The sequence below is a fragment of the Paenibacillus sp. CB74 genome, assembly GCF_055687625.1.
The window spans coordinates 6,676,132-6,701,082 of sequence record NZ_CM146009.1 but is presented as its reverse complement, the minus strand read 5'-3'; the positions used below and the strand labels follow the sequence as shown (position 1 = coordinate 6,701,082).

The following is a 24,951-nucleotide window of genomic DNA, read 5'->3' as shown; positions in this document are numbered from 1 at the left end:
CGAAAGCATCTGGGGATAACAGCGATTGGAAGGTTATTCTGTCAACGTAGTGTCAGTATAAATAATCTTCAGTTCAAATTATATAGTTACCATCTCATATGTAATATTCGGATGCGGAATGAATCACAGCGATTACACAGGATATCGCTGCATCTTCCATTCCGCATCATGCTGCTGATCCGGATATACAGATTGCCTGACATTACAGATCCGGGTTCAAGAGCTGAGGTGGGGCGATAATCGGCCATCCTTCTTCCAACGAATTCAGCTGTTCCGCAGACACGCTGATAATATGCCCGGAATGTATACCCCAACGTTCTGCGGCATAGACCGATACAAATCGTCTCCGCTTGCCTCCGCTGATCTGATATCGAATCTCGGGTGCATCCACTGCGGCAACAATACTTCCTTCTGCCCAGAGATGTGGAGAATCCTGGACCGCTTTATTCTGCACCTGATGTGACTCCATCGTCCAACCTTGCACGTCACCTGCTGATATCAGTGCATCTCCGGCAGGAATGGCGAGCAGATCCGGTTTGGCCACCTGAACAGGGGATATTCCACGAGGTACAGGAATGTTCAGCTTACGCCGCCGACCGCCAGTTAACGTATAGACATCACCTTTCGCATCCGACAGGAACGCACCTTCCGGGTAGAACTCACAACTGCGTCTAAACTGTAATGCTGGATCTTGGCTACCCTGTGTTGAGATTCGCTGACGCGAATCGATTGTGCTCATGTCTCTATCCTCCTGTTGGCCGGATGAGGTACCAGAGGTGTGTTGGCTGGCCAACCGGGACGTCTCGGCAACCAGGCCATGAGGATCTCCCCACTTTTGGTTATAAAACTGCTCGTTATCCTTGTTCACTACTGCAAAATCCTGCTCACCCAATGCTTTCATGCTGACACTTCCAAAGTGATGGATAAAGGCATCCCCGGCTACCGCAAGCTGGTATCCTGCCAGCTTCACCCGAATGATCCAGTCGTCATCTTCATAATTGCCCACCGCGTACCCTTCGTCCAGATAACCTACCCGTTCCAGCAGTTCCCGCGAGAATAGCCAGCAGAATCCGACCAGACGATCCGTGATTCGATGTTTGTCTGCATCGGGACGATTCTGTGTGGCGGCAAAGGACCACATCTCATCGACCTCACGATATGGAACCTCGATCTGCTGATCCCCGCCAATATAGTTGGTCACCGGACCCACCACACCAATCTTCGGATCACTGGCAAGACATGTCATCATATTATCCAGCCAACCCGGAGTAACCAGCGTATCGTTGTTCAGTACAATGATATGTCGTCCTCTCGCCATCATCAGCCCGTGATTAACACCTCCGGCAAACCCCCGGTTTTGATCCAGTGCTGCTACCCTCACCATGCCGCCTTTGCGGAGCATAGCCTTGGCAGTTCCATCCTTGGAGGCATTATCCACGACAATGATTTCGTAGGGGGCAGGTGTATGCTTTTCAATACTGGACACACATTGCAGCACATACTCCCGCTGATTGTACGTGGGAATAATGATGCTAACTCCTTCAAAAACCAGACCAAAGGAACTCTGTCCCTGGCGGACACCTTCGTCGTATCCTCTATGATAACCCTGTTTGTAGAGCCTGGCTCTGGTTGCACGGCTGCTTTTACCGTTGCGTCTGGATTTCCGCGTTGAGCGACGAACTGCTGCATGCAGGACGACCCTGGCAGGTCGCGAGACATCGCGCTGTGAGGCAGGGCGGGCCGTTTTTTTGCCGCTGCTTATACTCCCATTCCGGCTGTTTTCACTGCGAGTGCTGTTATTTGACGTGATGTTGTGATGACTGTGACCCTTTCGACGGATGTCGTTTCGAACATTAACCTTGTTGCTGCGGCCATGACGTTCTTCCCCGCGCTGTTGATCGGGTGTGCTCATATTGCTCCCTCCATTTCCACTCGTCCGTGAGGCCAATGCGCATATGACCAGCCTCCGGACGGTCCACTAGAGTTGAAGCTCTCCTTTTACCAGTTTGTCAGCCAAATGTCCAAAATCAAAAGCGACTTTGCCGAGTTCACCCGCGATTCGCCGACACAGAATGACCGCCGGAATACCCGCTGCCACCAATGCAATATCGAAGGCATGTTCTGCGGTTAGCTGCATCACCCTCGGAATGTCCATCACTCCCGTCACAGAACCAATGATGCCTGTGACATGAATCCCCCGGTTATGCAGCAGTGCTCCAAGCTCTGCGGCCTGGCTGCCTATAAGCAAAACCCGCCGCCCTTGCAGCAATGGCAGCAGCAAGCCGGACTGGTGCAGACTGTAATTGATGGTAGAGCTGGTCAACTTTAGCCGGGACCAGTCGATTCCGAAGTGACGCAATACGGGGAAGAGCAGCCCCTGGAATGTGGGCGCCCGCGAGATCGGGACGCCAACCCAGTCGGCGGCCTGAATGGCTTCCGCAAGCATCGCGCGGATGTCGGGGGTTGAGCATGGCACCCCTGCATAGGGCAGAAACGGTGCCAGCTCCTGCACTTCCTGGCCGGGCAGCACCGTATCGGCTGCCAGCGTCAGCAGTTCGCCATCTCCGAGGCGAACGACAGACAAGGGGCGCTGCGCATCCAGCGCCGCCACGATGTATCCAGCCATCTCATGCGGGCTGGACAGCCGGGTCAGGCTGGGCGCGTATTGGCGAAATCCCGCCGCGATCAAATCTGCCGCCGCCGCGACAGGCAGAATGTGATCCGGCGGGATATGCTGCGCCACCAGCGCCTCCCCGCCGGCGAATACGCCGTCGCGGTAGCCCTCGGCATAGCCGCCGGGCACGGCCTGCGCCTGCACTGCGTGCTCCGCGAGCTGTGCAGGCGCAGGCAAGCCCTTGGCGCTGCCCGCATGCGCGGCGGCAGCGCCATCCCGCCCCGCGGGAGCGACACCCTTCGGGTGTGTCGCTTGGCGCGGGGCGGGGCCAGCACCGCTGGCAGGCATCGCCTGTGGCGTGCTGGCTTGCGGTGCTGGCATGGGCGCACGGCGCATCGCCGTGCGCTGCTTGGCGCGGGCAGCGGCACGCCCGCCCCGCGCGGGTGCAGGCTTGCGCCCAGCAGTGGCCTGGCGCGGGCCGGCTTTGCCTTTGCGGGTGCGGCTGGCTCTCGCCGCTTTGCTCGCGCTCGCAGGGCCAGCTTTGCCTGCTCTGCCAACAACAGTGCCTGGGCTGCTCGCTTTGCCTGCACGAACCTTATGCGCTGCGCCGGCAGATGTCCCCGCTTTCGTCAGGGTACTGCGTTTCCCTGACTTCACACCTTTGACTCCAGCAGGCCCGGTACCTGCTGCTATCGGAGTGCCACTGCCCATTAATACAGCCGGGTGGATGCCCCGGGGCTTACCTGACACAGTGACCTCAGCAGACCCGGTGCGTGTTACTACTCTCACGCCATTCCCTCCTTTGGCATGCACGAGGATGGTCGCTGCGCAAAGCGCCGGAGCATCCTTCCAGCTCCGGCGCAGGGTGTTCTGCTCCCATGGGGCACCGCACAGCGGCAGCATCAGGCGCATTCATTTTAGGGCAATTGTCCTTTCATGCGAACGGCTGCTTCCTGGAGCGAATCAAATGTACCTGCATCACTCCAGTATTTCTGCAAAATGTCGTATTCCAGTCCGCCAGCAGACGCGTAGTGATTATTCACATCCGTAATTTCGAGTTCTCCGCGCGCAGACGGCGAGATATTACGAATCAGGTTAAAAACATGATCATCATACATGTATATTCCTGTCACACAATAAGAGGTTTTCGGCTGGCTTGGCTTCTCCTCAATATACGAGATTCGCTGCGGATGCTGTGGATCAAAGACAGGCACCCCGTAACGTCGTGCATCATCCACCTCTTTGAGCAGGACTCGTGCTGTACCCACAGGTTGCTGCATGTAGCGGTCCACATAAGGCTTCAGATCATCACTGAAGAGATTATCGCCGAGAAGCACAACGAATTTTTCGCCAGGAAGAATAAAGGATGTCGCCAGATCCAATGCTTCCGCGATCCCGCCTGCCTTTTCCTGAATACGATAAGTCAACTTGACCCCATGATCCGCTCCGCCACCAAGATACTCTGTATATAGCCCGGCGGAATGTTTGTTAATCACAATCAATATTTCATCAACACCTGCCTGGCGGAGCCTGTCAATGCCGTACATAATCATCGGATGTTTTCCGACTGGAAGCAGATGTTTGTTAATGAGCCGGGTCAGCGGATACAGTCTAGTTCCTGTTCCGCCGGCAAGAATTACACCTTTCATTCCACGTTCCCTCCTTCATCGGATATGTCCATATATTCAAGCGGATCGACATGCCATTTGTTCATAAAAATCGAACGATTACGCTCAAGCAGTTGTTTCCATGCTATCGGATCTGTCTTCTGGAAGCTGGCACTTCCCTGATGATGCACGAGAACATCTCCACATACCAGCAAGCGATAACCCTGCAATCTTGCTCTATAACAATAATCATCATCTTCATAGTGTCCCGGAGAATAGGCCTCGTCAAGCAGTCCAACCGATTCCACGACATTTCGTTTCATCAGCATGCACAGACCGACGATTCGGCGAACTTCCCTCCACCTTGAAGAATCCGCAATATTATTGGAATTAGCCAACTCCTGAAAATGTTCCATGTCACGGAACGTCAGTTCAATCTGCTGGATGCCGCTTGCATAGTTCGTAACAGGACCCGTGATCCCAATACTTGCGTCACTGTACAGAGCCATTCGCAGATTCTCCAGCCAACGGGGCGTAACCGTAACATCATTGTTCAACAGCAGCAGCTCATCACCGCAAGCTGCTCGAAGTCCAGCGTTACACGCGGCCGGAAATCCCCGATTGTCCGGAAACCTTACAAATCGAATTCGCTCCAGCGCGCAATATTCAGCCGTTCCATCCGTCGAGCCGTTATCAACAACGATAATTTCATACGACGCAGGATCGCCTGAGTATTGACGTATGGCATCGATGCAGGGCCTGATCAGATCCAGACCGTTGTACGTTGGGATAATGATACTCGTCAGTGTCATCTGGCGTTCCTCCTGTAAGCCACTTCTGCACGGGAGAGTGTGTGAGCCTGAGCTGAATTCCAACCTGTACCCAGTAATGTAGCCAGTGCCTCCAGATGATCTCCGATGATCAATCTGGCGACATCATTCCCACTTCCCGTGTTACCAGGACGCAACCGATTGGAACGAATAACATCCACCTGACTTGGTGCGGAGACGTTCATTCCATGCTGAATAGCTAGACTTTGTGCTTTAGGTGGAACGGCCAGTGATGCTGGCTTCACCGTCTGAATCATACGACGAGATAATGCATGAGGCACGGCTGTCATGGAGTTGGAACCGAGATCTGCCCGGCCTAATATTCGGTTCAGATATGCTTTGATCCTGCTTACCTCATCCTGCCCGGCAAACGCAGGAAGCAAAGACGTCAGATTATTCAACGCCACATCCTGTCCCCGATCAACGGCGAACAGAAAGGGTGCAAGCTGTTCAGCCGGGACGACCATATCTCCATCCACAAAGAGTACCGACTCCGCATCCGTCATCTTGGCTCCAAGAGCCCGCCCGACATCATGTCCTGCCCGATCCGGTTCATAGACTACTGTAAGTCCAGGCTGATTTAGTACCTGTTTCAAACTGTCATCTGTCGTTCCATTCAGTACGACAATGATATCCGTCAGAGGCAATCGCTTTAATTGCAATAACACCTGCCCCAGTGTGTGTTCCTCATTACAGGCACAGACAACGGCAGCAGCAGAATGACGAAGGGGAACTGGCACGATCTGCAATGAATGTCCCGAGGCATGAGCATAACCCTGCATAAATGCCTTACCTGCCTTCAGGGCTGGATCGAAGTTGCTTAGTTCCGTAACGTTCGCCGCGTGTGCATTCCATACGAGACGTGCGTGTTTGTCTGATGCTGTATTGTTCGCCTTCGCCTCGTTTCCTGCAACTTGCCCCGCTTCCCACATCAAGTGCAGATCCACTTGGCCAGACGTTGATCGGCTTTTTCTTGTTTTTTGAAGCTCCACATGCTTCTTGTTCCCACGACGCCTGTTAATTCCTATTCTTGCTGCTCTCGTTCGTCTATTTGTTGTCCGCCTGCGGCGGGCAATCCCTGATCGTCCCTTCATTTCCTCACCTCCAGCATGTTGCATCATCCGATGCGACATGCTTACCTCGCCAGGTTGCGAACACGTTTCAGATCGGTATACCCTCCGCGGGGGCCGAGCGTATCCGTAATCCACTTGATCGCTGCCATATGATCATTCAGCACCACTTGACTTAGCGGATCAGGTCCGCTTCGCTTTTTGATTCGTACTGCATTCATTCTACCCACAGGTACGTGGTGAACAGCGCGTACCCGAAGTCCACCGATCACAGCCTTGGCTTGTGCGAGTGGCGGAACTTCCAGTGAGGATATTCCCATGACCTCAAGTGCTTTTCGGCTTATTGCATGTGGGATAGCTGTCATGGATGCCCCCCGGAGATCGGATCTTGCGAGTATGCTGTTCAACATGTGTTTGGCCTCCACGACCGGATGAACAGGATGACGAGTAACTGGCCCATGGTAGTCGTTAAGTGCCACATCCGTTCCCTTCAGCACAGCTTTCACATAAGGTGCAAGGTGCTCTGCGGGAATGGCGATATCTGCATCAGTAAAAAGCAAAACCTGACCACAGGCCGCCTCTGCGCCTACTTTTCGTCCTCCATCATGCCCCAGTGCTTCTGCATACGTAAGCACTCGTGCTCCAGCTCGTTTGGCTGCGTTAGCCGTGCCGTCTGTTGAGCCATTCACAATGACAAGCACCTCAGCATCACGGCATATCCGCAGCGCTTCACGTACAACTGCACCAATCGTTTTCTCCTCATTCATAGCAGGGATAATCACCGACAGCAGCGGACGCTGAGAACCATCCCCATGGGCAGGTGCATCACTCATGCCATTTTCCGCTCCATTCTCTACTCCATCCCTAGCCTTTGACATCAGCTGTCTGGATGGAATAACGAACGTATAGGCCTTTGTACCCTTTTTGTGTCCAGACTTCCCTCTTCGTTTCTTCAGCACTGTTTTTCTGCGTGTCTCATTTGAGCGGGCTGCATAACGTGCTGTGGTACGGGTTTTGCGCAACAGTTTCACCTCCCGCATTCAATCATCGGCATGCCAAGGGAGTACACGTTATTCTATGTATTCGTGGAGCAGTGGAAACGGCGTATGTCCTTGCACGAAGCAGGTTCTCTCTGTGAACACGAGGGTACAGGCCTTGATTTTAGACAAAATACGTCAAAATATGTGAAAAACGCTACCTCTCCCCTACTTCAGACACAATTTTAAAAAAAATCTAAATTTGCATCTTTTCCAAAGTTTTACACTGTGATAATATACGTTCCAAGCAGTTTTATTTACAAAAATAACCTTATGGTGAACATAAGTTCCCATTTGTCTTTCTGAATCTATTTATTGACCTTAGGTTGATTAGATGATGATCTCATTCTCAGAACCTGTTAAACCGATTCATTCTACTCTTGAGAGGAGTGATGCCGTTCAGAACACACTGCCTTCGTCATTTATGCAAACCCGGATTGAACACCCCAGTTTTTCGTAAACGAATCTTCTGCCCGCGCAATTGGACAACCCCCGGCTTTCTGAAAGTGGAGCACAATAGACGATTAGACCTTCGGACTGAACTGAATAAAACGGTCACCCTTTCGTTTGGTGTCGTACTTAACACCTCCCGAGCTAAGGCCCAAGCCAATTTTGTTCCAATCGTTTCTTGTCTGATTCCACGCTTCAGGTTCAGCCCCACACTCCGCGCTGCCTAAGTTGCAGACGGAATTCCAACCGAGATTGGCATGATCATTTTCCAACCAAAAAATAAGCTAAAGAATGGGAGAGTTTACTATGAAATTCGCCAAAGTTATGCCAACAATTCTTGGAGGAGCTCTTTTGCTCGCTTCCGTATCCTCTGCTACTGCAGCTCCATTGTCTGATCAATCCATTCCACTTCAGGCCCCTTATGCCTCCGAGGAGGGTATTCCATTGAACAGTGGAACAGATGACACCATCTACAATTACCTTGGACAGCAGGAACAATTCCTGAATTCCGATGTGAAATCCCAGCTCAAAATTATCAAAAGAAACACAGATACATCTGGTGTGAGGCACTTCCGCCTGAAACAGTATATTAAAGGTATCCCGGTATATGGTGCAGAACAGACGGTTCACCTGGACAAGACCGGAGCCGTGAGCTCTGCACTTGGCGATCTTCCACCGATTGAAGAGCAGGCCATTCCGAACGATGGTGTAGCCGAGATCAGCGGGGAAGACGCAATCCAGATTGCAACCGAAGAAGCAACCTCTCGGATTGGAGAGCTTGGTGCCCCGGAGATCACACCTCAGGCTGAATTGAACATCTATCATCATGAAGAAGATGGACAGACGTATCTGGTTTACATTACGGAAGTAAACGTACTGGAACCTGCCCCTTTACGGACCAAATATTTCATCAATGCAGTAGATGGCAGTATCGTATCCCAGTTTGACCTCATTAACTTTGCCACTGGAACAGGTACAGGCGTACTCGGTGATACCAAAACACTGACAACCACCCAATCCGGCAGCACCTACCAACTGAAAGACACCACTCGGGGCAATGGCATCCAAACGTACACAGCGAACAATGGCTCATCGCTTCCTGGTACCTTGCTCACGGATTCGGATAATGTATGGACCGACCGTGCAGGTGTGGATGCTCACGCCCATGCAGCTGCCACGTATGATTTCTACAAAAGCAAATTCAACCGTAACGGGATTAATGGTAACGGATTGCTGATTAGATCCACCGTACACTACGGCTCCAACTACAATAATGCCTTCTGGAACGGAGCACAGATTGTCTTTGGTGACGGAGATGGAACGACGTTCCGATCCCTGTCTGGTGATCTCGATGTTGTAGGTCATGAATTGACGCATGGTGTCATTGAATATACGGCCAATCTGGAGTATCGTAATGAACCAGGTGCACTCAACGAAGCCTTTGCCGATATTTTCGGTAATACGATTCAAAGCAAAAACTGGTTGCTCGGTGATGATATCTACACACCTAACATTCCAGGAGATGCACTGCGCTCCCTCTCCAATCCTACATTATATGGTCAACCTGACAAATACAGCGATCGCTACACAGGCACACAGGACAACGGCGGTGTCCATATCAACAGTGGTATCATCAACAAAGCCTATTACCTTGCTGCTCAGGGCGGAACACATAATGGTGTGACTGTTACCGGAATCGGCCGGGATAAAGCGATCCAGATTTTCTACAGCACACTGGTGAACTACCTGACACCAACGTCCAAATTTGCCGCTGCCAAGACAGCTACCATTCAAGCAGCCAAAGATCTGTACGGAGCGAATTCTGCTGAAGCTACTGCCATTACCAAAGCGTATCAAGCTGTGGGCCTGTAAAATCTTACTTTATCGTGATTGAACTTATAATGTACTCATCCTAATGGTATCCAAACGTTCAGACACCCCCCACCGTCCGAACGGATTAAGCTTAGTTCAAACCAAAAGCGGTGTCCCGGACAACTCTGGACACCGCTTTTGTCATTCGTGTAATAAGGATACAACAACCTGCACTATCCTTGCGAAGGTCCCGCAGCAATCCATGACAATAACCCGTACGTATGCTTGCAATCTGCCGTACGCGACACCTCAAGCACTGCTTCATCCTCACTTTGCGAGAGCAGGGAAATCTGGAATCCCCGATCATTGCTCATACCCACAATCACATAATGTTCTGAAGCAAATGACTCTTCAAAAACAACGGTTACCTCTGTGCTTCCTTCACTCTCTGGCAGGACAAAAGCTTCCATTCCGAATTGTTGTACAACCGGTTGCTTGCTTACGCTGCGAACGGGTTGGAAGGCCAGATGTTTGGCCTGAACTGCCCCCGATTGCAACTGGCTGCTGCCTACGGCACCATTACACAGATGCTCCTGTGTAACCGATTGTTCACTTAACACAAACTCCGTCGTTCCAGCGTTCTCCTGTGACTGTTCAAGCTGCGGTTGCTGAGCCTGATCTGCCTGTTCTGTGGTGAACAAGGCCGCCTCTGGTTCGCCAAGCTGATCACTTGGAGATAGCAACTCTTGTTGTTGCTCCGGCTCCTGATTCGATGTCTCGTGAATTTGTGTTACTTCCAGAACAGGACCGGGTATTCCTTCGACCAGGGTCTGCTGTAAAGGCTCTGCTGCTTCGCTCTCCGTTTGAATTAATCCCTCTTGTCTTCGGATCGCTGCCAGTTGCTCCAGCGTTTCTCCACTGAACTGACGAATCGCATTCCATATCTCTTCGCTCAAATGCGCCGGACCTACAATCCCTGCATTTAAGTGATTGGAAGTAATACTCTGATCACTCAGTTTGCTGCCGTTCACGCTGCCATCGGCCAATTTGGCACTAGTGACGGACCCATTTTGCAGATGAACACCGCTTACCGCTTCTTCTTCCAGATGGGTTGTGCGAATACTGTGTTCTTGAATATGTTCAGCAAGGATCGATCCATCCTGAATATGCCTAGATTGCACACTGTTGTCTGCCAAGTGGATAGCCGATACCGCACCTTCAAGCAATTTATTACCGTTAACACTGCCGTCCGCCATTTTGGCACTTGTTATGGAACCATTGTGCAGGTGAATCGCACTTACCGATTCCGCTTTGAGGTGAGAGATCCCAATGCTGCGCTCCTGAATATGGTCAGCATGTATGGCTCTCTCCTGGATATGACGGGATTGTATACTTCCATTTGCAATGTGGACATCCGACACCGCATCTTCAAGCAATTTGCTGCCCGTTACACTGCCATCGGTCAGTTTGGCACCCGTTATTGACCCATCTTGCAGATGAACCGCACTTATTGCCTCTTCCTCTATATGGGACGTACCGATGCTATGCTCCTGAATATGATCGGCAAGGATTGCTCCTGCCTGGATATGGCGAGTTTGCACACTTTCGGATGCGATATGGCTCCCGCATACAGCATCATCGAGCAATTTGCTGCCGTTTATGCTACCGTCAGCCAATTTGGCACTTGTGACCGATCCATTTTGCAGATGAACGGCACTTACCGCTTCCTCTTCCAGATGGGTTGTGCCGATGCTTCGCTCCTGAATATGATCAGCATGAATGGCTCCTGCCTGAATATGCCCGGATTGTACACTGTCCGATGCGATATGAATCCCCGATACCGTGCCTTCGAGTAACTTGCTGCCCGTTATACTGTTATCCGCCAGTTTGGCACTTGTGACAGATCCATTTTGCAAATGAATAGCACTTACCGCTTCCTCTTCCAAATGTGCCGTGCCGATGCTCCGCTCTTGAATATGATCAGCATGAATGGCTCCTGCTTGAATCTGACGGGATTGCACACTATCATCTGCCATGTGGATATCCGATACTGATCCTTCAAGCAGCTTGCTGCCCGTTACACTGCCGTCGGCCAACTTGGTACTTGTGACAGACCCATTTTGCAGATGAATAGCACTTACCGCTTCCTCTTCCAAGTGATACATGCCGATGCTGTGCTCCTGAATATGGTCAGCCAGGATTGCTCCTTCCTGGATATGGCGGGATTGCACACTTTCGGATGCGATATGGATTCCCGACACCGCATCTTCGAGCAATTTGCTGCCGGTTACACTGCTGTCGGCCAGTTTGGCACTGACGACGGACCCATTTTGCAGATGAACGGCACTTACTGCTTCTTCTTCCAGATGGATTGTACCGATGCTTCGTTCCTGAATGTGTCCAGCATGAATGGCGTCTGCCTGAATATGCTCGGATTGCACGCTTTCGGATGCAATATGCATCCCCGATACCGTACCTTCGAGTAACTTGCTGCCATTTATACTGCCGTCCGCCAGTTTGGCACTCGTGACAGATCCATTTTGCAGATGAAACTCACTCACAGACTCCTCATCCAGATGAATTGAGCCAATACTGCATTCTTGAATATGATCAGCCAGGATTGCTCCTTCCTGGATATGACGCGTTTGCACACTTTCGTTGGCAATGTGAGTAGCTGATACTGCCCCTGCAGCTAATTTGCTGCCATCAACACTACCGCTTGCTAGTTTGGAGCGTGTTACGGATTCATCCTGCAAAATAATCGTACTTACCGCTTCTTCTTCCAGATGAGACGTTCCGATGCTGCGTTCATGGATATGATGAGGAAGAATTTCACCATCCTGAATATGACGGGAATGTACAGCTCCTTGCTGCAGATGAAGAGCACTTGTCGACTCTGCCTGGAGATGCAAACCACTGATCAAACCTGGCTGAAGATGAGCCGCTGTAATGGATAAAGGGGCCAGATGGTCTGTTACGACAGATCCAGGTGCCAAGTGATGTGATGTGACCACCTGTTCAGCAATATGCTCCGCATGAATGATGTCTGCCTTCAGATGCTGTGAGCTTATTACTTGAGTTCCCAAATGTTCAGCTTTCACGCTGCCTTCAGCCAAATGCACGGATTGTACTACAGATGGCTGCAAGTGCTCGCTACCTACAGCACCCTGTTGCAGTTCTGTCCCGGATACCGAGTCTGCTGCCAAATGTTCCGCACTTACGGACCCGTGCCGAAGTTTGTTCCCCGTAATACTTCCATCAGCAAATAATTCCGGTGTGCGTATTTCCTCCGACAAATGTTCCAGGGAAACGGCATGCTGCTTCAGGTGATATCCGCGAATCGTTCCGGCTGGAATATGTTTGGCGTTAATACTTTCTGCCATAATTTTGGAAGAAGTCACGCTCCCGTCTGCCAGTTTAGCTGACGTAACTGCAAAATCCGCCAGTTTATCTGTGGCAACACTCTCTGGTGAGAGCTTCGGTGAGGTAACCGCATGATCGGTTAGATGAGGTGGAAAAATGGACCCGCCAGCCAACTGGGCTGAAGTTATACTGCCAGGAGCCAATTTTTCCGTTGTGACCGCCGCCCGTGCAATAGCATCTGTTTCAACACTGCCTGGTTGAAGATGAGGTGCGCCTACGGCATGTTCTGTCAGATGATCTGATTTCACTGCATACGGCCTCAGGGCCTCGGAACCCACGCTCCCTGGAGCGAGATGTGTACCTGTGACTCCACCGTTCGCAAGATGCGAGGAACTAACACTTCCCGGGGCAAGCACTCTGCTGCTCACCGATGCCGTTCCAAGCTTTTCTGTTGTCACACTTCCATCCGCGAGCTTAACATCTGTAACAGCAGCATCCTGCAATTCATACGTACCTACGGAGGTCTCTGCAAGATGCCGCTCAGATACTACGCCATCTGCGAGAGCATCTCCGGATACACTTCCTGTCGACAGATGAGTTGCCTCGATGCTCCCACTAGCAATATGAATGGAATGAATTGCGGAATTATCCACATGTACTGGCGTGATTCCCCGATTTGCAATGTGTTCCGCACGAATGGAGCCTTTGGCAAGATGTTTACCCTGTACGGCTTCATCCGCAATTTTGGAAGAAATGATGCTTTGATCAGCGATCTTGGAAGCCGTAATGGATTGCTCCAGCAATTTTGCTGTTCCAACAGACTGGTCTGCCAGCTTGCTGCTGGTTACTGCACCTTCCGTCAAATGCTCACTGCCCACTTCTCCATTGCCAATCTGTTCCCTGCCAACGGCATGAGCACGAATCTGGCTTGAACCGATTGAACCGTCTAGTAGATGTCTTCCACTTAGTGAACCCTCAGCCAAATGTCTAGTTTGTATGGACCCATCCTCAATCTGGTCACTTCCAATACTGCCACTCGATAGGTGTGAACGGCCGACAGCCCCTTCTGCCAGATGAGTCTGTTTAACAGCACCTGCCTGAATATGGTGAGACTCGATGGATAGTTCTTCAATTTTGCTGCCTGTGACAGCAGCTTCACGGATTTTGGATGTAGTCACCGCATCATCAGCCAGTTTGGAAGTATGCACTGCTCCTCCGGTGAGGTGCCTTGTATCCACGCCGCTAATCGCGATCTTGTCTCCAGTTACGGCATGATTCTTGATTAACTCTTCCGTTACCAGCATGCGGCTGAGATGTCTTGTGCCGATCGAACCATCGGCAATTTTGGTCGAATCGATGACCTGATTGCCAAGCTTCTGAGAAGTAATACTGCCATCTCTGATTTTCTCGCCGGCAATAGAAGCATTTCGTATTTTGTGACCAGATACAGAACCGTCAATCAAGTGCTCCTCAGATACCGACGCTTCTGCAAGTTTCGCGGAAACAATGGCCCCGTCTGCAATATGAATGCTGGTCACTGCATAATCCTGCAATGCTTCACTGCCAACCGCATCCGGTTTCAGCTTGGAGGCATCCACAGAGAAAGGAGCCAGTTTGCTCTCCGTAACAGCAAATTCACTCAAATCATCCGTGTAGATGTAATGTCCGGTATGACCCGGCATCTGGTTCTGGTTCAGGATCTGCAGCCGATCCCTGTTTGTGATCTCTTGTTTATTGATGTCCTGCTTGTTAATGTCCTGCTCTTCTACCAGAGCGGGCGGAGCCACGCTGCTAACCTGAAGCTGCTTTTCGGAGTCATCTTGCGTCTCAACTTCCTTACTATCAGACGCTACGTGGTCCGTCTTGATTTCGGCTTCGGCCTCTAGCTCCACCAACTCGTTCATTGTTGCAGGTAGTTCTGTTGATTCTAGCAGGAATTCTTCCGAAGCCTGAACAGCTCTCGAATCCCTTTTATTCGTACTCAATCGCTCTTCCCTATTCACAGTGAAACCTGAATTCATCTTATCTGCCCTGCGATCCGTCAGTTCCAATTCCTTGAATTTTGGGCTCACATGCCGCAGTTTCGGCGTCGGAACCTTCTTTTTGCCATTTTTACTCATGCAGCTTGCTCCTTCCTCAAACGTTCATCTCCGGCATCATATGCTTCCATATGGGCATCTGCCACTTCATTTATGACTTTTGCGAATGCCAGAGCACCAATGTATAGGCATCAAGACAGGAAGGTTCGATGAACTTCGTGGAAATAGGCGTGTCAGGATGGTAGAGGAAAGGCGGCTGTCCACGCCCCCGTCCCAATCATGTCATAGAATATTATGTCTATGTCGTGTCTGAGAACTCCTGAAGTACATCGTTCACCGTCTTTTCTCCCCGTGCTGCGGCACTTTCCCTTGCTTGGAACGAAAATTCGGCCAAACCTGCTTCCTTCGGAGTTTTCAGTCATGACCTAAGCTAACGCTCGTGCATAGCGATGCACTTACACACCGGTCTGCGTTATCGCGATGTCTGAGCCATGCGGTGACAGGCCGGCATTCCATGAATGGACGATCCATGGTCGCGATAACATCGAAGGAGGAACGGTCATGCTCCAAGAAACGATCGGTATTATGTTCGATTCACGCATGTACCGGGGGATACCGGCCGGAAGGACCGGTCAGGAATCACTCGCGAATTATGAACAGGCAGCGGCCAGTTATGGATTAACCCCCTGCTTTTTGCGGCTGGAAGATATTGATTCGGATCAAAAAACATGTTTAGCCTATGTAAAAAAAGAAGGCAGATATGTTCGCGAGCGCATGTTATTGCCCTCCGTCATTCATAACCGTTCACTTCAGCTTCGACGGACAGAACAGCATCAGATCAGCAAGCTGATGTTGCAGGGCATTCAGGTATTCAACGTTCGCAACCGGTACCGTAAAGATCATATTCATGACATGCTTCATCAGGATCTCATCTTAAGAGAACACCTGCCCCATGCCGTTAAAGCTACGCCAGAATCTCTGGCCTATATGATGGAACATTATGATGACCTGGTCATCAAACCATGCAGCGGTAGCATCGGTCATGGTATTATGCGTGTCTTTGAACGAGATGGACAGTGGAAACTAACCTGTGAGACGAAGGCTGCACGTAGAGGATGGGCAACCTTCCGATTGAGCAAAGGACAGCTTCCTTCCTCCACCCTAAGGCGGATCTTTCGTCATGCCTACCTCATTGAACAGCGTATCCCTCTGGTGCGTTATGAGGGCAGACCGGTCGATCTGAGGGTATCCGTACAGCGTGGCGGTGATGGTTTGTGGGGAATTACAGGCATGTTTGCCAAAGCGGCTCCTGCGCATACGTTTGTCACCAACATCGCCCAAGGCGGTAAAGTCATGAAACTTGCAGAGGCTCTTGGTGGGGCAGTGGAATCCGAATTCGATCTAGCCCGACTGGAGCACAGAATTGAATTCGTTGCACTCCGAATTGCCCGTATATTAGCGGCCAGTCTTCCACATCTGGCTGATCTGGGCCTTGATCTCGGGATAACGCGCAATGGCCAGATCTATTTTATTGAATGTAATGGACGCGACCAGCGTTATGGATTTCGCAAGGCGGGAATGTCGGAACAATGGAAGACAACGTACAGCAATCCCATGGCTTATGGTCGTCTGCTGCTGGAACAGAATTCGAGAATTCCAAGACAACCGCAGACATACGATAGGAGATCATATTGATTTCGTGTGCATTCTGTGTCAATATTATGCAGAACGGCCGGTCTTGCCGGCCTTGAAGTTCGCATTAACCCTAAGGGGGATATTCATGGCAAAAACGCTGTTGCGATTAATGACCGAGCTTTCTTCGCGCAAATGGATCTCCCGGACTGTGGGAGCCTTCTCCAAAAGCCGGGGAAGTAAGGCATTTATCCCTTATTTTGTCCGGACCTACGACATCCCTGTTCAGGAGGCCGAGAAAGATTGGAAGGAATACCGTTCACTGAACGATTTCTTTACCCGCAAGTTAAAGCCGGGCATGCGCCCGTTGGAACTTTCAGAGCATGCACTGATCAGCCCGGTAGATGCCAAGATTACGGCAGCCGGTCCAATATCTGCAGGGACACTCCTGAATGTTAAGGGACAAAATTATACACTTGCTGAATTATTAAACCATTCTCCCCATTTGGAGAAGTACAAGCACGGATACGGATTCGTTCTCTATCTCAGCCCTCGCGACTATCACCGCATTCATGCACCTGTCAGCGGCCGCAAAATAGAGAGCGAACACATCAAGGGCAAAGTTTATCCCGTGAATGACTTTGGGCTGACCCATATGAAATCCGTGCTTAGTCGAAACGAGCGGCTCATTACGTATATCGCACACGATTACGGTGAAGTGGCGGTTGTCAAAGTGGGTGCAATGAACGTGAGTAGCATACAGTATGCTAACGCGGACACAAGTACCTGGGCACAAGGCGATGATCTGGCCTATTTTGAATTCGGTTCCACTGTTGTTCTGCTCACGCAGAGTGGTACATTTGAACCAAAACCAGGCCTACAGCCAGGCGATTCGGTCAAAATGGGTGCATTGCTTGGACGTTTGAAACCGAAGAATTAATGGTCCATACGCAAATAAAGAGGATGGCGCAGCACCTGTAACCAGGTATTGCGCCATCCTCTTTATGTCTTCATATCGATCCATGTATACATGCAATACGAAGCTTCGCTCCGTCATTATTGGTCTGCTGAGTTCTCCTCAAAACCACACATCTTGCAAGTCTTCTGCCGGTTTGACGCGACGCAGACGGTTCCGGAAAATATTGCATCCCTTCGTAGAGCATCCCCGGTTGCGGACCCGACGTTTTCCGTTCATCACAAGTTCCCCCTTTTGGTCATCTGGAATGCTAGATATTTACCCTTGCGTTCCAGACTTGAAACGTTGTCATGTTCTTCCCATCCGAATTTTAACGAATCTCGGACGGGCTTTTGCCTGTATACTGCTTGAACTGACGACTGAAGAAGAAAATATCCCGGTATCCCAGAGCATCTGCCACTTCGGTCACATTCATGCCGGTATGCACCAGCAGATGTTCCGCCCGTTCAATACGCATGCGGATAATATAAGATTGCACCGATGATCCGACCAGTTCCTTGAACTTGATCGAGAAGTACCGGGGCGATAAGCCCGCTCGGGCAGCCAGATCTTCCACCCGATGTGTAATCCCTGGATGCTGACGCACATAATTGGCGACCTCCTGGATAACATCGGACAACTGGTTGCTTACCTTTTTCTCCACAGGTTCTTCCGTATCGGCGCGCAGCAAATGAATCATCAACTGCTTCAGAATCAATCGACTCTCTTCATCACGTCCGTACACATCCGATAAGAACAGTCTTACATAACGTGCCAGCAAGTGCTCAAATTCCACCGTTTCCTGTACCTCACGATAGGACTGAGGCACATCAGTCACAGGTCCGTCAACATCGAAGTGAATATACGTAAGTACCAACGGTTTTTGTTTATTATGTGTTGCAGTAGGATGATCTCCTGGCCTGAATAAAAAACAACTCCCCTTGCCAACTTCATACGACTGGTCATTCAGTACAAGCGTTCCTTCACCACTCCATACATAAAATAAATCATAGTTTTGCATCGGTTTTTCCCGCTTCTGCCACTTCCAGCCCGGTTCACAGACAATTTTGGCGACAGCGGGCAAAATAACAAATGATGACGGCGATGCCTGCAGCATGTCGCCACTCCCCCTTGATAGTTAATCTCTCTGCATATGGCATCATTCTGATCTGAATCTCACATCTTCAATCAAGGCCATATGTATTTCAGCATCTAGCATCATTCAATCCAACTTGCTCATATATGATCTCTGCTCTTACAGGAGCGAAATGTCTTATCCTATTATACAGCGGAATTCACCGAAACGAAAATGTGCACTTCTCCCAGGCTATCCGCATTCGCCGGATTCCCTCTGTCATCTCTTCTTTCTCCAGATGTGCAAAAGCAAAGCAGGCCGCCGGATGACCTGAAGTCAGCCGATATCGCTCTGCATCCCGAAACAGTATGCCATCCTCCCGAGCGAACTTTTTAAACCGCTGATAACTGTCTGCATCGCCATTCCAGGTAGCGTAGATATGCAGTCCTGCATCACCAAGCTGCATCTTGAATGCTTCCGGCAACTGTAGCTCCATCTCTCGGACAAAAAAATCATGCCGTTCCCCGTATAACCGGGTTAACCGCCGTAAGTGCCTCAGGTAACCCCCTCTGGTCATAAATTTGGCCAGTGCGCGCTGCTCCAACAGCGCGGGAGGTACCGGCTCATACAGGGCCTTGGCAGCAAGGAGAGGTTCCACCAGACCAGGTGGCAATACGGCATAGCCAAGTCGGAACGAAGCAACCATCGTTTGTGAGAATGAACCGACATAGATGACACGCTGTTCACGATCAAGCACTTTGAGGGGTTCAATTGGTCTTCCGCCCCATCGGAATTCACTGTCATAATCGTCTTCGATAATGACCGCATTCCGCTTCGAGGCCCACGCAAGCAAGGCACGTCTTCTGTCCAACCCCAGCACGGCACCTGTTGGAAACTGACGAGTAGGGGTGACGAATAACGTCTGTGCCTCCCAAGGCTGCGGAATAATGCCTGCAGCATCCACATCTGCCGGGATGATGTACCCACCACAGGACTTGACGGCATGGGCGATACCCGGATAACCCGGATTCTCCAATACAACTGCTGCATTCTCCGTAATCAGCAGTTGAGACAGTAAGGTTATGCCTTGCATTGACCCACTGAACAATACAATCTGAGCTGCTTCAGCCTGGATGCCACGAGTCCATCTGAGATGGGAGGCGATGGCCTCACGCAGTTCCGGATCACCAGCTGCACCGCTCGATTCTCGCCAACCACTGCGATGAACAGCAGCGAGCGCACTCTTCCATTCCCCTAGCGGGAAATGTTCGGCAGGCATGCGCTGCATTTGAAAATCAATGACGGACGGCTTCGGTGAAGACATTGTGGTCCGCAGGACCTCATGTTGCGTATTCAACCTCTGTACCCGCTCGCCCCAGGGAGAGAGACTGAGAACGGCTTCCTGTTTCTCATTTTCCTGGGCGGATAATGTTTCGGTTACAAAGGTACCTCTTCCCCGATGCGCATGGACATAACCATCCGCAAGCAGCATGTCGTATACCTGAGCTACCGAACCACGTGACATCTCATATTGCCTTGCCAACTCACGGGTGGAAGGAAGTCTTGTGCCTCCCACCAATGTGCCTGCATGAATGGCATCACGTAACGCATGGTACAATGCCTCATACTTGTATCGATGCTGAAGTTCATAGGTATCCATCGGCAGCCACAATTCCATCATGCACCTCTCTTCATTCGTCTTCATTATGTATCCTGACCAATTGGCCTACTAAAGTGAATCTAAATTGGATCTATTTCATTGTCAATGTATGAACTATTGTTATCCATAAGATATGGCGTTCTATTATACATTTCATTGATGGGGGAATACAGATGAGACGGAAAGAATTTATAGTAGATGAAGAACAAGAAATTACGGCATTTCTGGATCAGTGCTCCTTCGGGTTTCTGGGGACGGTCAGTCCGGATGCACAACCACGGGTTACGCCACTGAATTTCGTTTATATGGACGGTTGCTTTTATTTCCACGGCAGTCTGGCTGGCGAGAAGATGAAACAGATCAAACAGGATTCGTCGGTCAGTTTCACGGTAGCTGAAGAATTCTCCTTGATTCCATCCTATTTCAGTGATCCCGAGCTTGCTTGTCCGGCGACTTCATTCTTCAAAAGTGTCATGGCCTTCGGTCAGGCAGAACCAGTTAAGGATCTGGACATTAAGGCTAAGGTACTGCAACGATTTATGGAAAAACTCCAGCCGCAAGGCGGATATGTACCGATTGATGCTACTGACCCGCGTTACACAGGCAACCTCAAAGCTGTAGCCGTTGTAAGGATCATCCCCGAACGAGTCACTGCCAAATTTAAATTCGGACAAAATTGGTCCATTGAACGCTTGGATCATATACGGGGTGAACTGGAACAGCGCAATGAGGGACGAGATGCTGAAACTGCTGAGATGATGCGGAAATATTGTCCATTTCATCAGCAATAAATTTCATTTTCAGAGGATTCATCCAAGGATAAATTCAGCTAATTCCCACCTCGAAACCCTCTGCAACAACGCGGTAAAGTGATATAACTGTCATATTGCGTAATTTCCGTGACGGGGGCATGTCAAGGTGATATAATGTTAGGCAGTTGAATCACAAAGACTTGGAAGGATGAAAAGAATGAATCCACTGGCTGAACAGTTGAACGAAAGTATTCAGACAGGCAGCAGTCACGTCTACTCCATGCTGTCACAGCTTGGCAAAGAAATTTATTTTCCAAAAGAGGGGATTTTGAGTCAATCTGCTGAAGCAGCAAGCTTGGCCAAGACCCATAATGCCACGATTGGTATCGCCCTGGAGGGTGGTGTGCCGATGCATCTCCAGGTTATTCAGGAGAAGCTGTCTGCATTCCAGCCAAAGGATCTGTATCCTTACGCTCCACCTGCAGGCAAACCTGAATTGCGGACCGTCTGGAGAGACAAGATGCTGAAGGAGACACCTTCCCTGGAAGGCAAAACATTCGGCAATCCGATTGTAACCAATGCATTAACCCATGGACTAAGTATCGTAGCCGACCTGTTCACCGATGAAGGGGACGCTGTCATATATCCGGATAAAAACTGGGAAAATTACGAGCTGACCTTCGGCATCCGTCGTCATGGCCAGTTGGTTCATTATCCCCTGTTCGATGATCAATTGAACTTCAACAGTGACGGTCTGCTTCAGGCGTTGCTTGATCAAAAGGACAAAGGTAAAGCCATCGTGCTGCTCAACTTCCCGAATAACCCTACAGGTTATACGCCTGGAGCCAAAGAAGCAGATGCCATTGTAAACACGATTCATCAGGCAGCTGAAGCTGGCGTGAACGTGGTTGCTGTAACAGATGATGCGTACTTTGGGCTGTTCTTCGAAGATTCCATTCATGAATCCCTGTTTGGCAAGCTTGCCAACATTCATCCACGTGTGTTGACCGTAAAAGTGGATGGTGCAACCAAGGAAGAGTTCGTATGGGGCTTCCGCGTTGGATTCATTACGTATGCCCATGAAGATGTAGCCGTTCTGCATGCATTGGAACAAAAAACACTCGGTATTATCCGGGCAACGATCTCCAGCGGCCCGCATCCTTCCCAGACTTTTGTATTGGATGCACTCAAAGCACCGGAGTTTGAAGCACAGAAACAGGAGAAGTTCGAGATTATGAAAGGCCGCGCCAATAAAGTGAAGGCCATTCTCGATAGCGGAAAGTATGATGATGCATGGGATTATTATCCGTTCAACTCCGGTTACTTCATGTGCCTGAAGCTGAAAGAAGTTGGCGCTGAAGAACTTCGGAGCCATCTACTTCACAAATACGGCGTGGGTACAATCGCGCTTGGTGAAGCGGATCTGCGCATCGCATTCTCCTGTATTGAAGAATCCGGATTGGAAGATCTGTATGAAACCGTCTATCGTGGAGTTCAGGATCTGCGGACGACTTAGTTAAAACAGACCTGAACCCTGAATGATATAAGAACCCTCTGTATGCCGGGACGACGTTACATGTCTCCGAATATATAGAGGGTTCTTTTGGTTCTTTTTGTGTTTTACAACTCGCCAGATATCACTGCTACACCCGGACAGCTGCCCAAAAGCTCGAAATTCTGGCTTTACCGGGCATCGGCCCAATCAGCCCACCCCCAAGGCACATAGTATACGATGTACGCAAGGGCGTGCCAAACAACCACTTGAAAGGGGAATGACCATGTCTGGAGTTGAAGATACAAGAGGCGGTTATGGATGCGGCGGTTACGGAGGATTTACGAACACAGGTGCCATTCTTGTTCTGTTCATCTTGCTCGTTATTATCACGAAATCATTCCTCTGTTAGTACTAAATACACACACATGCGCGGAGAAGCAAGTGATCTGATGGCAACATGAAGAAGGGTATTCCGGGACACAGCCCGGAATACCCTTCTTTGTTGTTCTATTAATGATCACCGTCCAACTCAACCACCATCTGGGCTGGAGTGAGGTACGTTAGGTTCAATCATTCATTCACTCATCTTCCTCTTCCTTCAACCACTTGTTGCCTTGCGAACGGCGCATAATCACAATCACCAGTATGCCCAAAATAAGGGCTACTCCGGTGACAGTCAGTCCACTCGCTCCGGCAGCCAGCATAGGCAGCCACATGAACAACGCAGCCAGCGCATGCAGATGGAATATGAACCCCAACACCTGAGAACGACGACTCTCTCCCGAGATCGGATAGATCATGATCCAGAACGATTCACTATGACTGCGGCGCAGCGCACCAAGCTGTACACCTGCAAGCAACAGGAAGAACAGATACACGCCTACACCAAAGTAGCTGCCTGCTGTCCACCAGGATAGTAACATGCCCAATACAACTAGGCGCAACACGATGGAGAACACTTCGGTTCGAATAAACGTTTTGGTTATTAAGTAACGGTAAGCTTTCCCCGCGTTCCATGGAAGACCGCTCCCCCATTTGCTAAGCCAACGACGCGAACTTACTTTCTGTCCGGATGAAGGTACATCCACGAACCAGCCGAGCGTCCGCATCACCCTGCCAGCCTGCCCCTGCTCCACCTGAATCAGTCGTTCCCACGCCACCCTATGTTTCACCGGTATACGCAAGGCGACGATATAGACGACAGCCAGTAACAGCAGGAACCATATGCTGCGCTGTGGTGGTTGCCACAGCCATGCGCCAACCGCCAGCACTGACAGAGCCCAACGCAAGAGACGATATGCTCTTGATGCCCCGACCTGAACCATTCTTAGCTCTTGCCATGCTCCATAACTGGACAATCCTTTCCACAGCAGCAGGAATACGATGAACCAGCCAAATGGCCGTGCATCCAGATCTGCTCTAACATAGAGAGGCCACAGTGTAACAAACACAAGCAGCAGACCCAGACTTTTATAGATGATGCCCCGGGCAAAGCTGTTCTTCAAATATTCCTGCATCCGGTATTCCTGTGGTCGCAGGAACACAATATCTGCCGGAAGCAGATATGTACGATAACTGCTAAACAGCACCAGTGGCGCCAGCAGTAACAATGCAATCCAGCGAATCGGGAATTCTGCGGGAATGTTCTGAACAAACGATGTATACCAGGCGGAGAACGCAATGACGAGAAATAAAAAGACCATAGCTACACCGCTCTGGATGACATATCCCAGATAAGGAAGAATTCCGTTCCAGAATCCTGTGCGTCTTTGCTTCCATAGCAGCTTGAGATCCATGCTCAATCCCTGCCTTGTACGAGGGAATAGAACATGTGCTCCAGCGTGGCATCCGATTCCCCGAATTGAAGGCGCAATTCATGCAACGTCCCTTGAGCAATCACCTGTCCGCGGTGCAGAACAATAAAACGATCACAGTAATTTTCAATCGTGGACAGAATGTGTGAACTCAGCAGGATGGATGATCCCGAAGCTTTCATCTCAAGCATAAAATCAAGCAAGGAGCGAATACCCAGCGGGTCCAGCCCCAGAAAAGGCTCATCAATAATGTACAGTGGCGGTCCTGCCACAAAAGCACACATAATCATGACCTTTTGCCGCATGCCCTTGGACAGGTGAGTCGACAGACTTGTACTTTTTTCATTCATACGGAATAATTTCAGCAATTTCTCCGTACGTTGCTTGAAGTCAGCCTCCGACACATTGTACGCTCTTGCCGTAAACTCCAGGTGCTCCATTACCGTCATCTCATCATACAGTTCAGGTGATTCCGGTACGAATGCCATGGCCGATTGATAGATCTGGGCATCCTCGTCCCGCTTCTTGCCCATCACTCGTACTTCACCCTGTTGAGGTGTCATCAAGCCGAGAATATGTTTCATGGTTGTACTTTTGCCAGCACCGTTTAAGCCGATTAGTCCAACCATCTCTCCACGTCCGACTTCCAGATCGATGCCGTGAAGGACCGGCCGTTTGGCACTATAACCTCCGCTTAGCCCGCTGATTTGCAGAACAGGCGATTGAACATTTTCCATCTATCCCTG

Annotated in this window: 17 protein-coding genes; 6 read left to right on the top strand and 11 right to left on the bottom strand. The window is 50.3% G+C overall.

Annotated elements, in window-relative coordinates; genetic code table 11:
• Positions 1-202 precede the first annotated feature (202 nt).
• From ACX9NY_RS29515 to ACX9NY_RS29490, 6 genes are all read right to left on the bottom strand, one after another.
• Positions 203-1,912 carry a glycosyltransferase family 2 protein gene (locus tag ACX9NY_RS29515; protein WP_472476539.1) on the bottom strand — a complete coding sequence of 570 codons (1,710 nt, stop codon included), beginning with the start codon at positions 1,910-1,912 and terminating at the stop codon, positions 203-205.
• A 66-nt stretch (positions 1,913-1,978) separates the two neighbouring features.
• Entirely contained in the window at positions 1,979-2,995 is a 1,017-nt protein-coding gene (locus ACX9NY_RS29510) for a GT-D fold domain-containing protein (protein ID WP_472476537.1), read from the bottom strand.
• A 536-nt stretch (positions 2,996-3,531) separates the two neighbouring features.
• Complete coding sequence (locus ACX9NY_RS29505) at positions 3,532-4,263, bottom strand: sugar phosphate nucleotidyltransferase (protein ID WP_339237384.1); 732 nt, start codon at positions 4,261-4,263, stop codon at positions 3,532-3,534.
• Positions 4,260-5,033, bottom strand: a complete 774-nt coding sequence (locus ACX9NY_RS29500; RefSeq protein WP_339257177.1) for a glycosyltransferase family 2 protein — start codon at positions 5,031-5,033, stop codon at positions 4,260-4,262. Before ACX9NY_RS29500 ends, ACX9NY_RS29505 begins: the two co-directional genes overlap by 4 nt.
• Positions 5,030-6,145, bottom strand: coding sequence for a glycosyltransferase family A protein (locus ACX9NY_RS29495; RefSeq protein WP_472476535.1), 1,116 nt, complete (start codon positions 6,143-6,145; stop codon positions 5,030-5,032). Before ACX9NY_RS29495 ends, ACX9NY_RS29500 begins: the two co-directional genes overlap by 4 nt.
• Before the next feature lie 41 nt (positions 6,146-6,186).
• Positions 6,187-7,152, bottom strand: coding sequence for a glycosyltransferase family 2 protein (locus ACX9NY_RS29490; RefSeq protein WP_472479447.1), 966 nt, complete (start codon positions 7,150-7,152; stop codon positions 6,187-6,189).
• Positions 7,153-7,914: 762 nt separating this feature from the next.
• Between ACX9NY_RS29490 and ACX9NY_RS29485 the strand changes: the two genes are divergently transcribed.
• Positions 7,915-9,480, top strand: coding sequence for a M4 family metallopeptidase (locus tag ACX9NY_RS29485; RefSeq protein ID WP_339237393.1), 1,566 nt, complete (start codon positions 7,915-7,917; stop codon positions 9,478-9,480).
• Between the two features lie 173 nt (positions 9,481-9,653).
• Here ACX9NY_RS29485 and ACX9NY_RS29480 read toward each other — a convergent pair whose 3' ends face one another.
• Entirely contained in the window at positions 9,654-14,903 is a 5,250-nt protein-coding gene (locus ACX9NY_RS29480; protein ID WP_472476533.1) for a WIAG-tail domain, read from the bottom strand.
• A 480-nt stretch (positions 14,904-15,383) separates the two neighbouring features.
• On the opposite strand from ACX9NY_RS29480, the gene ACX9NY_RS29475 reads away from it, so the two are divergent.
• A complete protein-coding gene (locus ACX9NY_RS29475; RefSeq protein ID WP_339237397.1) occupies positions 15,384-16,517 on the top strand; it encodes a YheC/YheD family endospore coat-associated protein in 1,134 nt (377 codons plus the stop codon).
• Positions 16,518-16,602: 85 nt separating this feature from the next.
• The gene (gene asd, locus ACX9NY_RS29470; RefSeq protein ID WP_339237400.1) at positions 16,603-17,394 is read left to right on the top strand and encodes an archaetidylserine decarboxylase; all 792 of its coding nucleotides are present in this window, start codon (positions 16,603-16,605) and stop codon (positions 17,392-17,394) included.
• Positions 17,395-17,740: 346 nt separating this feature from the next.
• On the opposite strand, the gene ACX9NY_RS29465 is transcribed toward asd, so the two are convergent.
• Together ACX9NY_RS29465 and pdxR are read right to left on the bottom strand one after the other, a co-directional pair.
• Positions 17,741-18,526, bottom strand: a complete 786-nt coding sequence (locus tag ACX9NY_RS29465) for an AraC family transcriptional regulator (RefSeq protein WP_105601246.1) — start codon at positions 18,524-18,526, stop codon at positions 17,741-17,743.
• 178 nt (positions 18,527-18,704) lie between these two features.
• Complete coding sequence (pdxR, locus tag ACX9NY_RS29460; RefSeq protein WP_472479445.1) at positions 18,705-20,162, bottom strand: MocR-like pyridoxine biosynthesis transcription factor PdxR; 1,458 nt, start codon at positions 20,160-20,162, stop codon at positions 18,705-18,707.
• A 155-nt stretch (positions 20,163-20,317) separates the two neighbouring features.
• Here pdxR and ACX9NY_RS29455 point away from each other — a divergent pair, with 155 nt between their 5' ends.
• The 3 genes from ACX9NY_RS29455 to ACX9NY_RS29445 all read left to right on the top strand — a co-directional run bounded on the left by ACX9NY_RS29455 (position 20,318) and on the right by ACX9NY_RS29445 (position 22,800).
• Complete coding sequence (locus ACX9NY_RS29455) at positions 20,318-20,935, top strand: pyridoxamine 5'-phosphate oxidase family protein (RefSeq protein ID WP_472476530.1); 618 nt, start codon at positions 20,318-20,320, stop codon at positions 20,933-20,935.
• Between the two features lie 178 nt (positions 20,936-21,113).
• Positions 21,114-22,412 (top strand): aminotransferase class I/II-fold pyridoxal phosphate-dependent enzyme, encoded by a 1,299-nt coding sequence (locus tag ACX9NY_RS29450; RefSeq protein WP_472476528.1) that lies wholly within the window; start codon positions 21,114-21,116, stop codon positions 22,410-22,412.
• A gap of 262 nt (positions 22,413-22,674) precedes the next feature.
• The gene (locus tag ACX9NY_RS29445) at positions 22,675-22,800 is read left to right on the top strand and encodes a YjcZ family sporulation protein (protein ID WP_206759599.1); all 126 of its coding nucleotides are present in this window, start codon (positions 22,675-22,677) and stop codon (positions 22,798-22,800) included.
• A 169-nt stretch (positions 22,801-22,969) separates the two neighbouring features.
• On the opposite strand, the gene ACX9NY_RS29440 is transcribed toward ACX9NY_RS29445, so the two are convergent.
• Complete coding sequence (locus ACX9NY_RS29440) at positions 22,970-24,187, bottom strand: ABC transporter permease (protein WP_342570975.1); 1,218 nt, start codon at positions 24,185-24,187, stop codon at positions 22,970-22,972.
• Positions 24,188-24,189: 2 nt separating this feature from the next.
• Entirely contained in the window at positions 24,190-24,942 is a 753-nt protein-coding gene (locus tag ACX9NY_RS29435) for an ABC transporter ATP-binding protein (RefSeq protein ID WP_472476525.1), read from the bottom strand.
• Positions 24,943-24,951: the final 9 nt, after the last annotated feature.

Excerpts from the sequence above, each read along its gene's own strand:
- ACX9NY_RS29480 (WP_472476533.1), bottom strand. The coding sequence starts at position 14,903 with ATGAGTAAAAATGGCAAAAAGAAGGTTCCGACGCCGAAACTGCGGCAT.
- ACX9NY_RS29510 (WP_472476537.1), bottom strand. The coding sequence starts at position 2,995 with ATGCCAGCACCGCAAGCCAGCACGCCACAGGCGATGCCTGCCAGCGGT.
- ACX9NY_RS29495 (WP_472476535.1), bottom strand. The coding sequence starts at position 6,145 with ATGAAGGGACGATCAGGGATTGCCCGCCGCAGGCGGACAACAAATAGA.
- ACX9NY_RS29485 (WP_339237393.1), top strand. The coding sequence starts at position 7,915 with ATGAAATTCGCCAAAGTTATGCCAACAATTCTTGGAGGAGCTCTTTTG.
- ACX9NY_RS29475 (WP_339237397.1), top strand. The coding sequence starts at position 15,384 with ATGCTCCAAGAAACGATCGGTATTATGTTCGATTCACGCATGTACCGG.
- ACX9NY_RS29500 (WP_339257177.1), bottom strand. The coding sequence starts at position 5,033 with ATGACACTGACGAGTATCATTATCCCAACGTACAACGGTCTGGATCTG.
- ACX9NY_RS29440 (WP_342570975.1), bottom strand. The coding sequence starts at position 24,187 with ATGGATCTCAAGCTGCTATGGAAGCAAAGACGCACAGGATTCTGGAAC.
- ACX9NY_RS29505 (WP_339237384.1), bottom strand. The coding sequence starts at position 4,263 with ATGAAAGGTGTAATTCTTGCCGGCGGAACAGGAACTAGACTGTATCCG.
- ACX9NY_RS29515 (WP_472476539.1), bottom strand. The coding sequence starts at position 1,912 with ATGAGCACACCCGATCAACAGCGCGGGGAAGAACGTCATGGCCGCAGC.
- asd (WP_339237400.1), top strand. The coding sequence starts at position 16,603 with ATGGCAAAAACGCTGTTGCGATTAATGACCGAGCTTTCTTCGCGCAAA.
- ACX9NY_RS29445 (WP_206759599.1), top strand. The coding sequence starts at position 22,675 with ATGTCTGGAGTTGAAGATACAAGAGGCGGTTATGGATGCGGCGGTTAC.
- ACX9NY_RS29450 (WP_472476528.1), top strand. The coding sequence starts at position 21,114 with ATGAATCCACTGGCTGAACAGTTGAACGAAAGTATTCAGACAGGCAGC.
- pdxR (WP_472479445.1), bottom strand. The coding sequence starts at position 20,162 with ATGGAATTGTGGCTGCCGATGGATACCTATGAACTTCAGCATCGATAC.
- ACX9NY_RS29435 (WP_472476525.1), bottom strand. The coding sequence starts at position 24,942 with ATGGAAAATGTTCAATCGCCTGTTCTGCAAATCAGCGGGCTAAGCGGA.
- ACX9NY_RS29465 (WP_105601246.1), bottom strand. The coding sequence starts at position 18,526 with ATGCTGCAGGCATCGCCGTCATCATTTGTTATTTTGCCCGCTGTCGCC.
- ACX9NY_RS29455 (WP_472476530.1), top strand. The coding sequence starts at position 20,318 with ATGAGACGGAAAGAATTTATAGTAGATGAAGAACAAGAAATTACGGCA.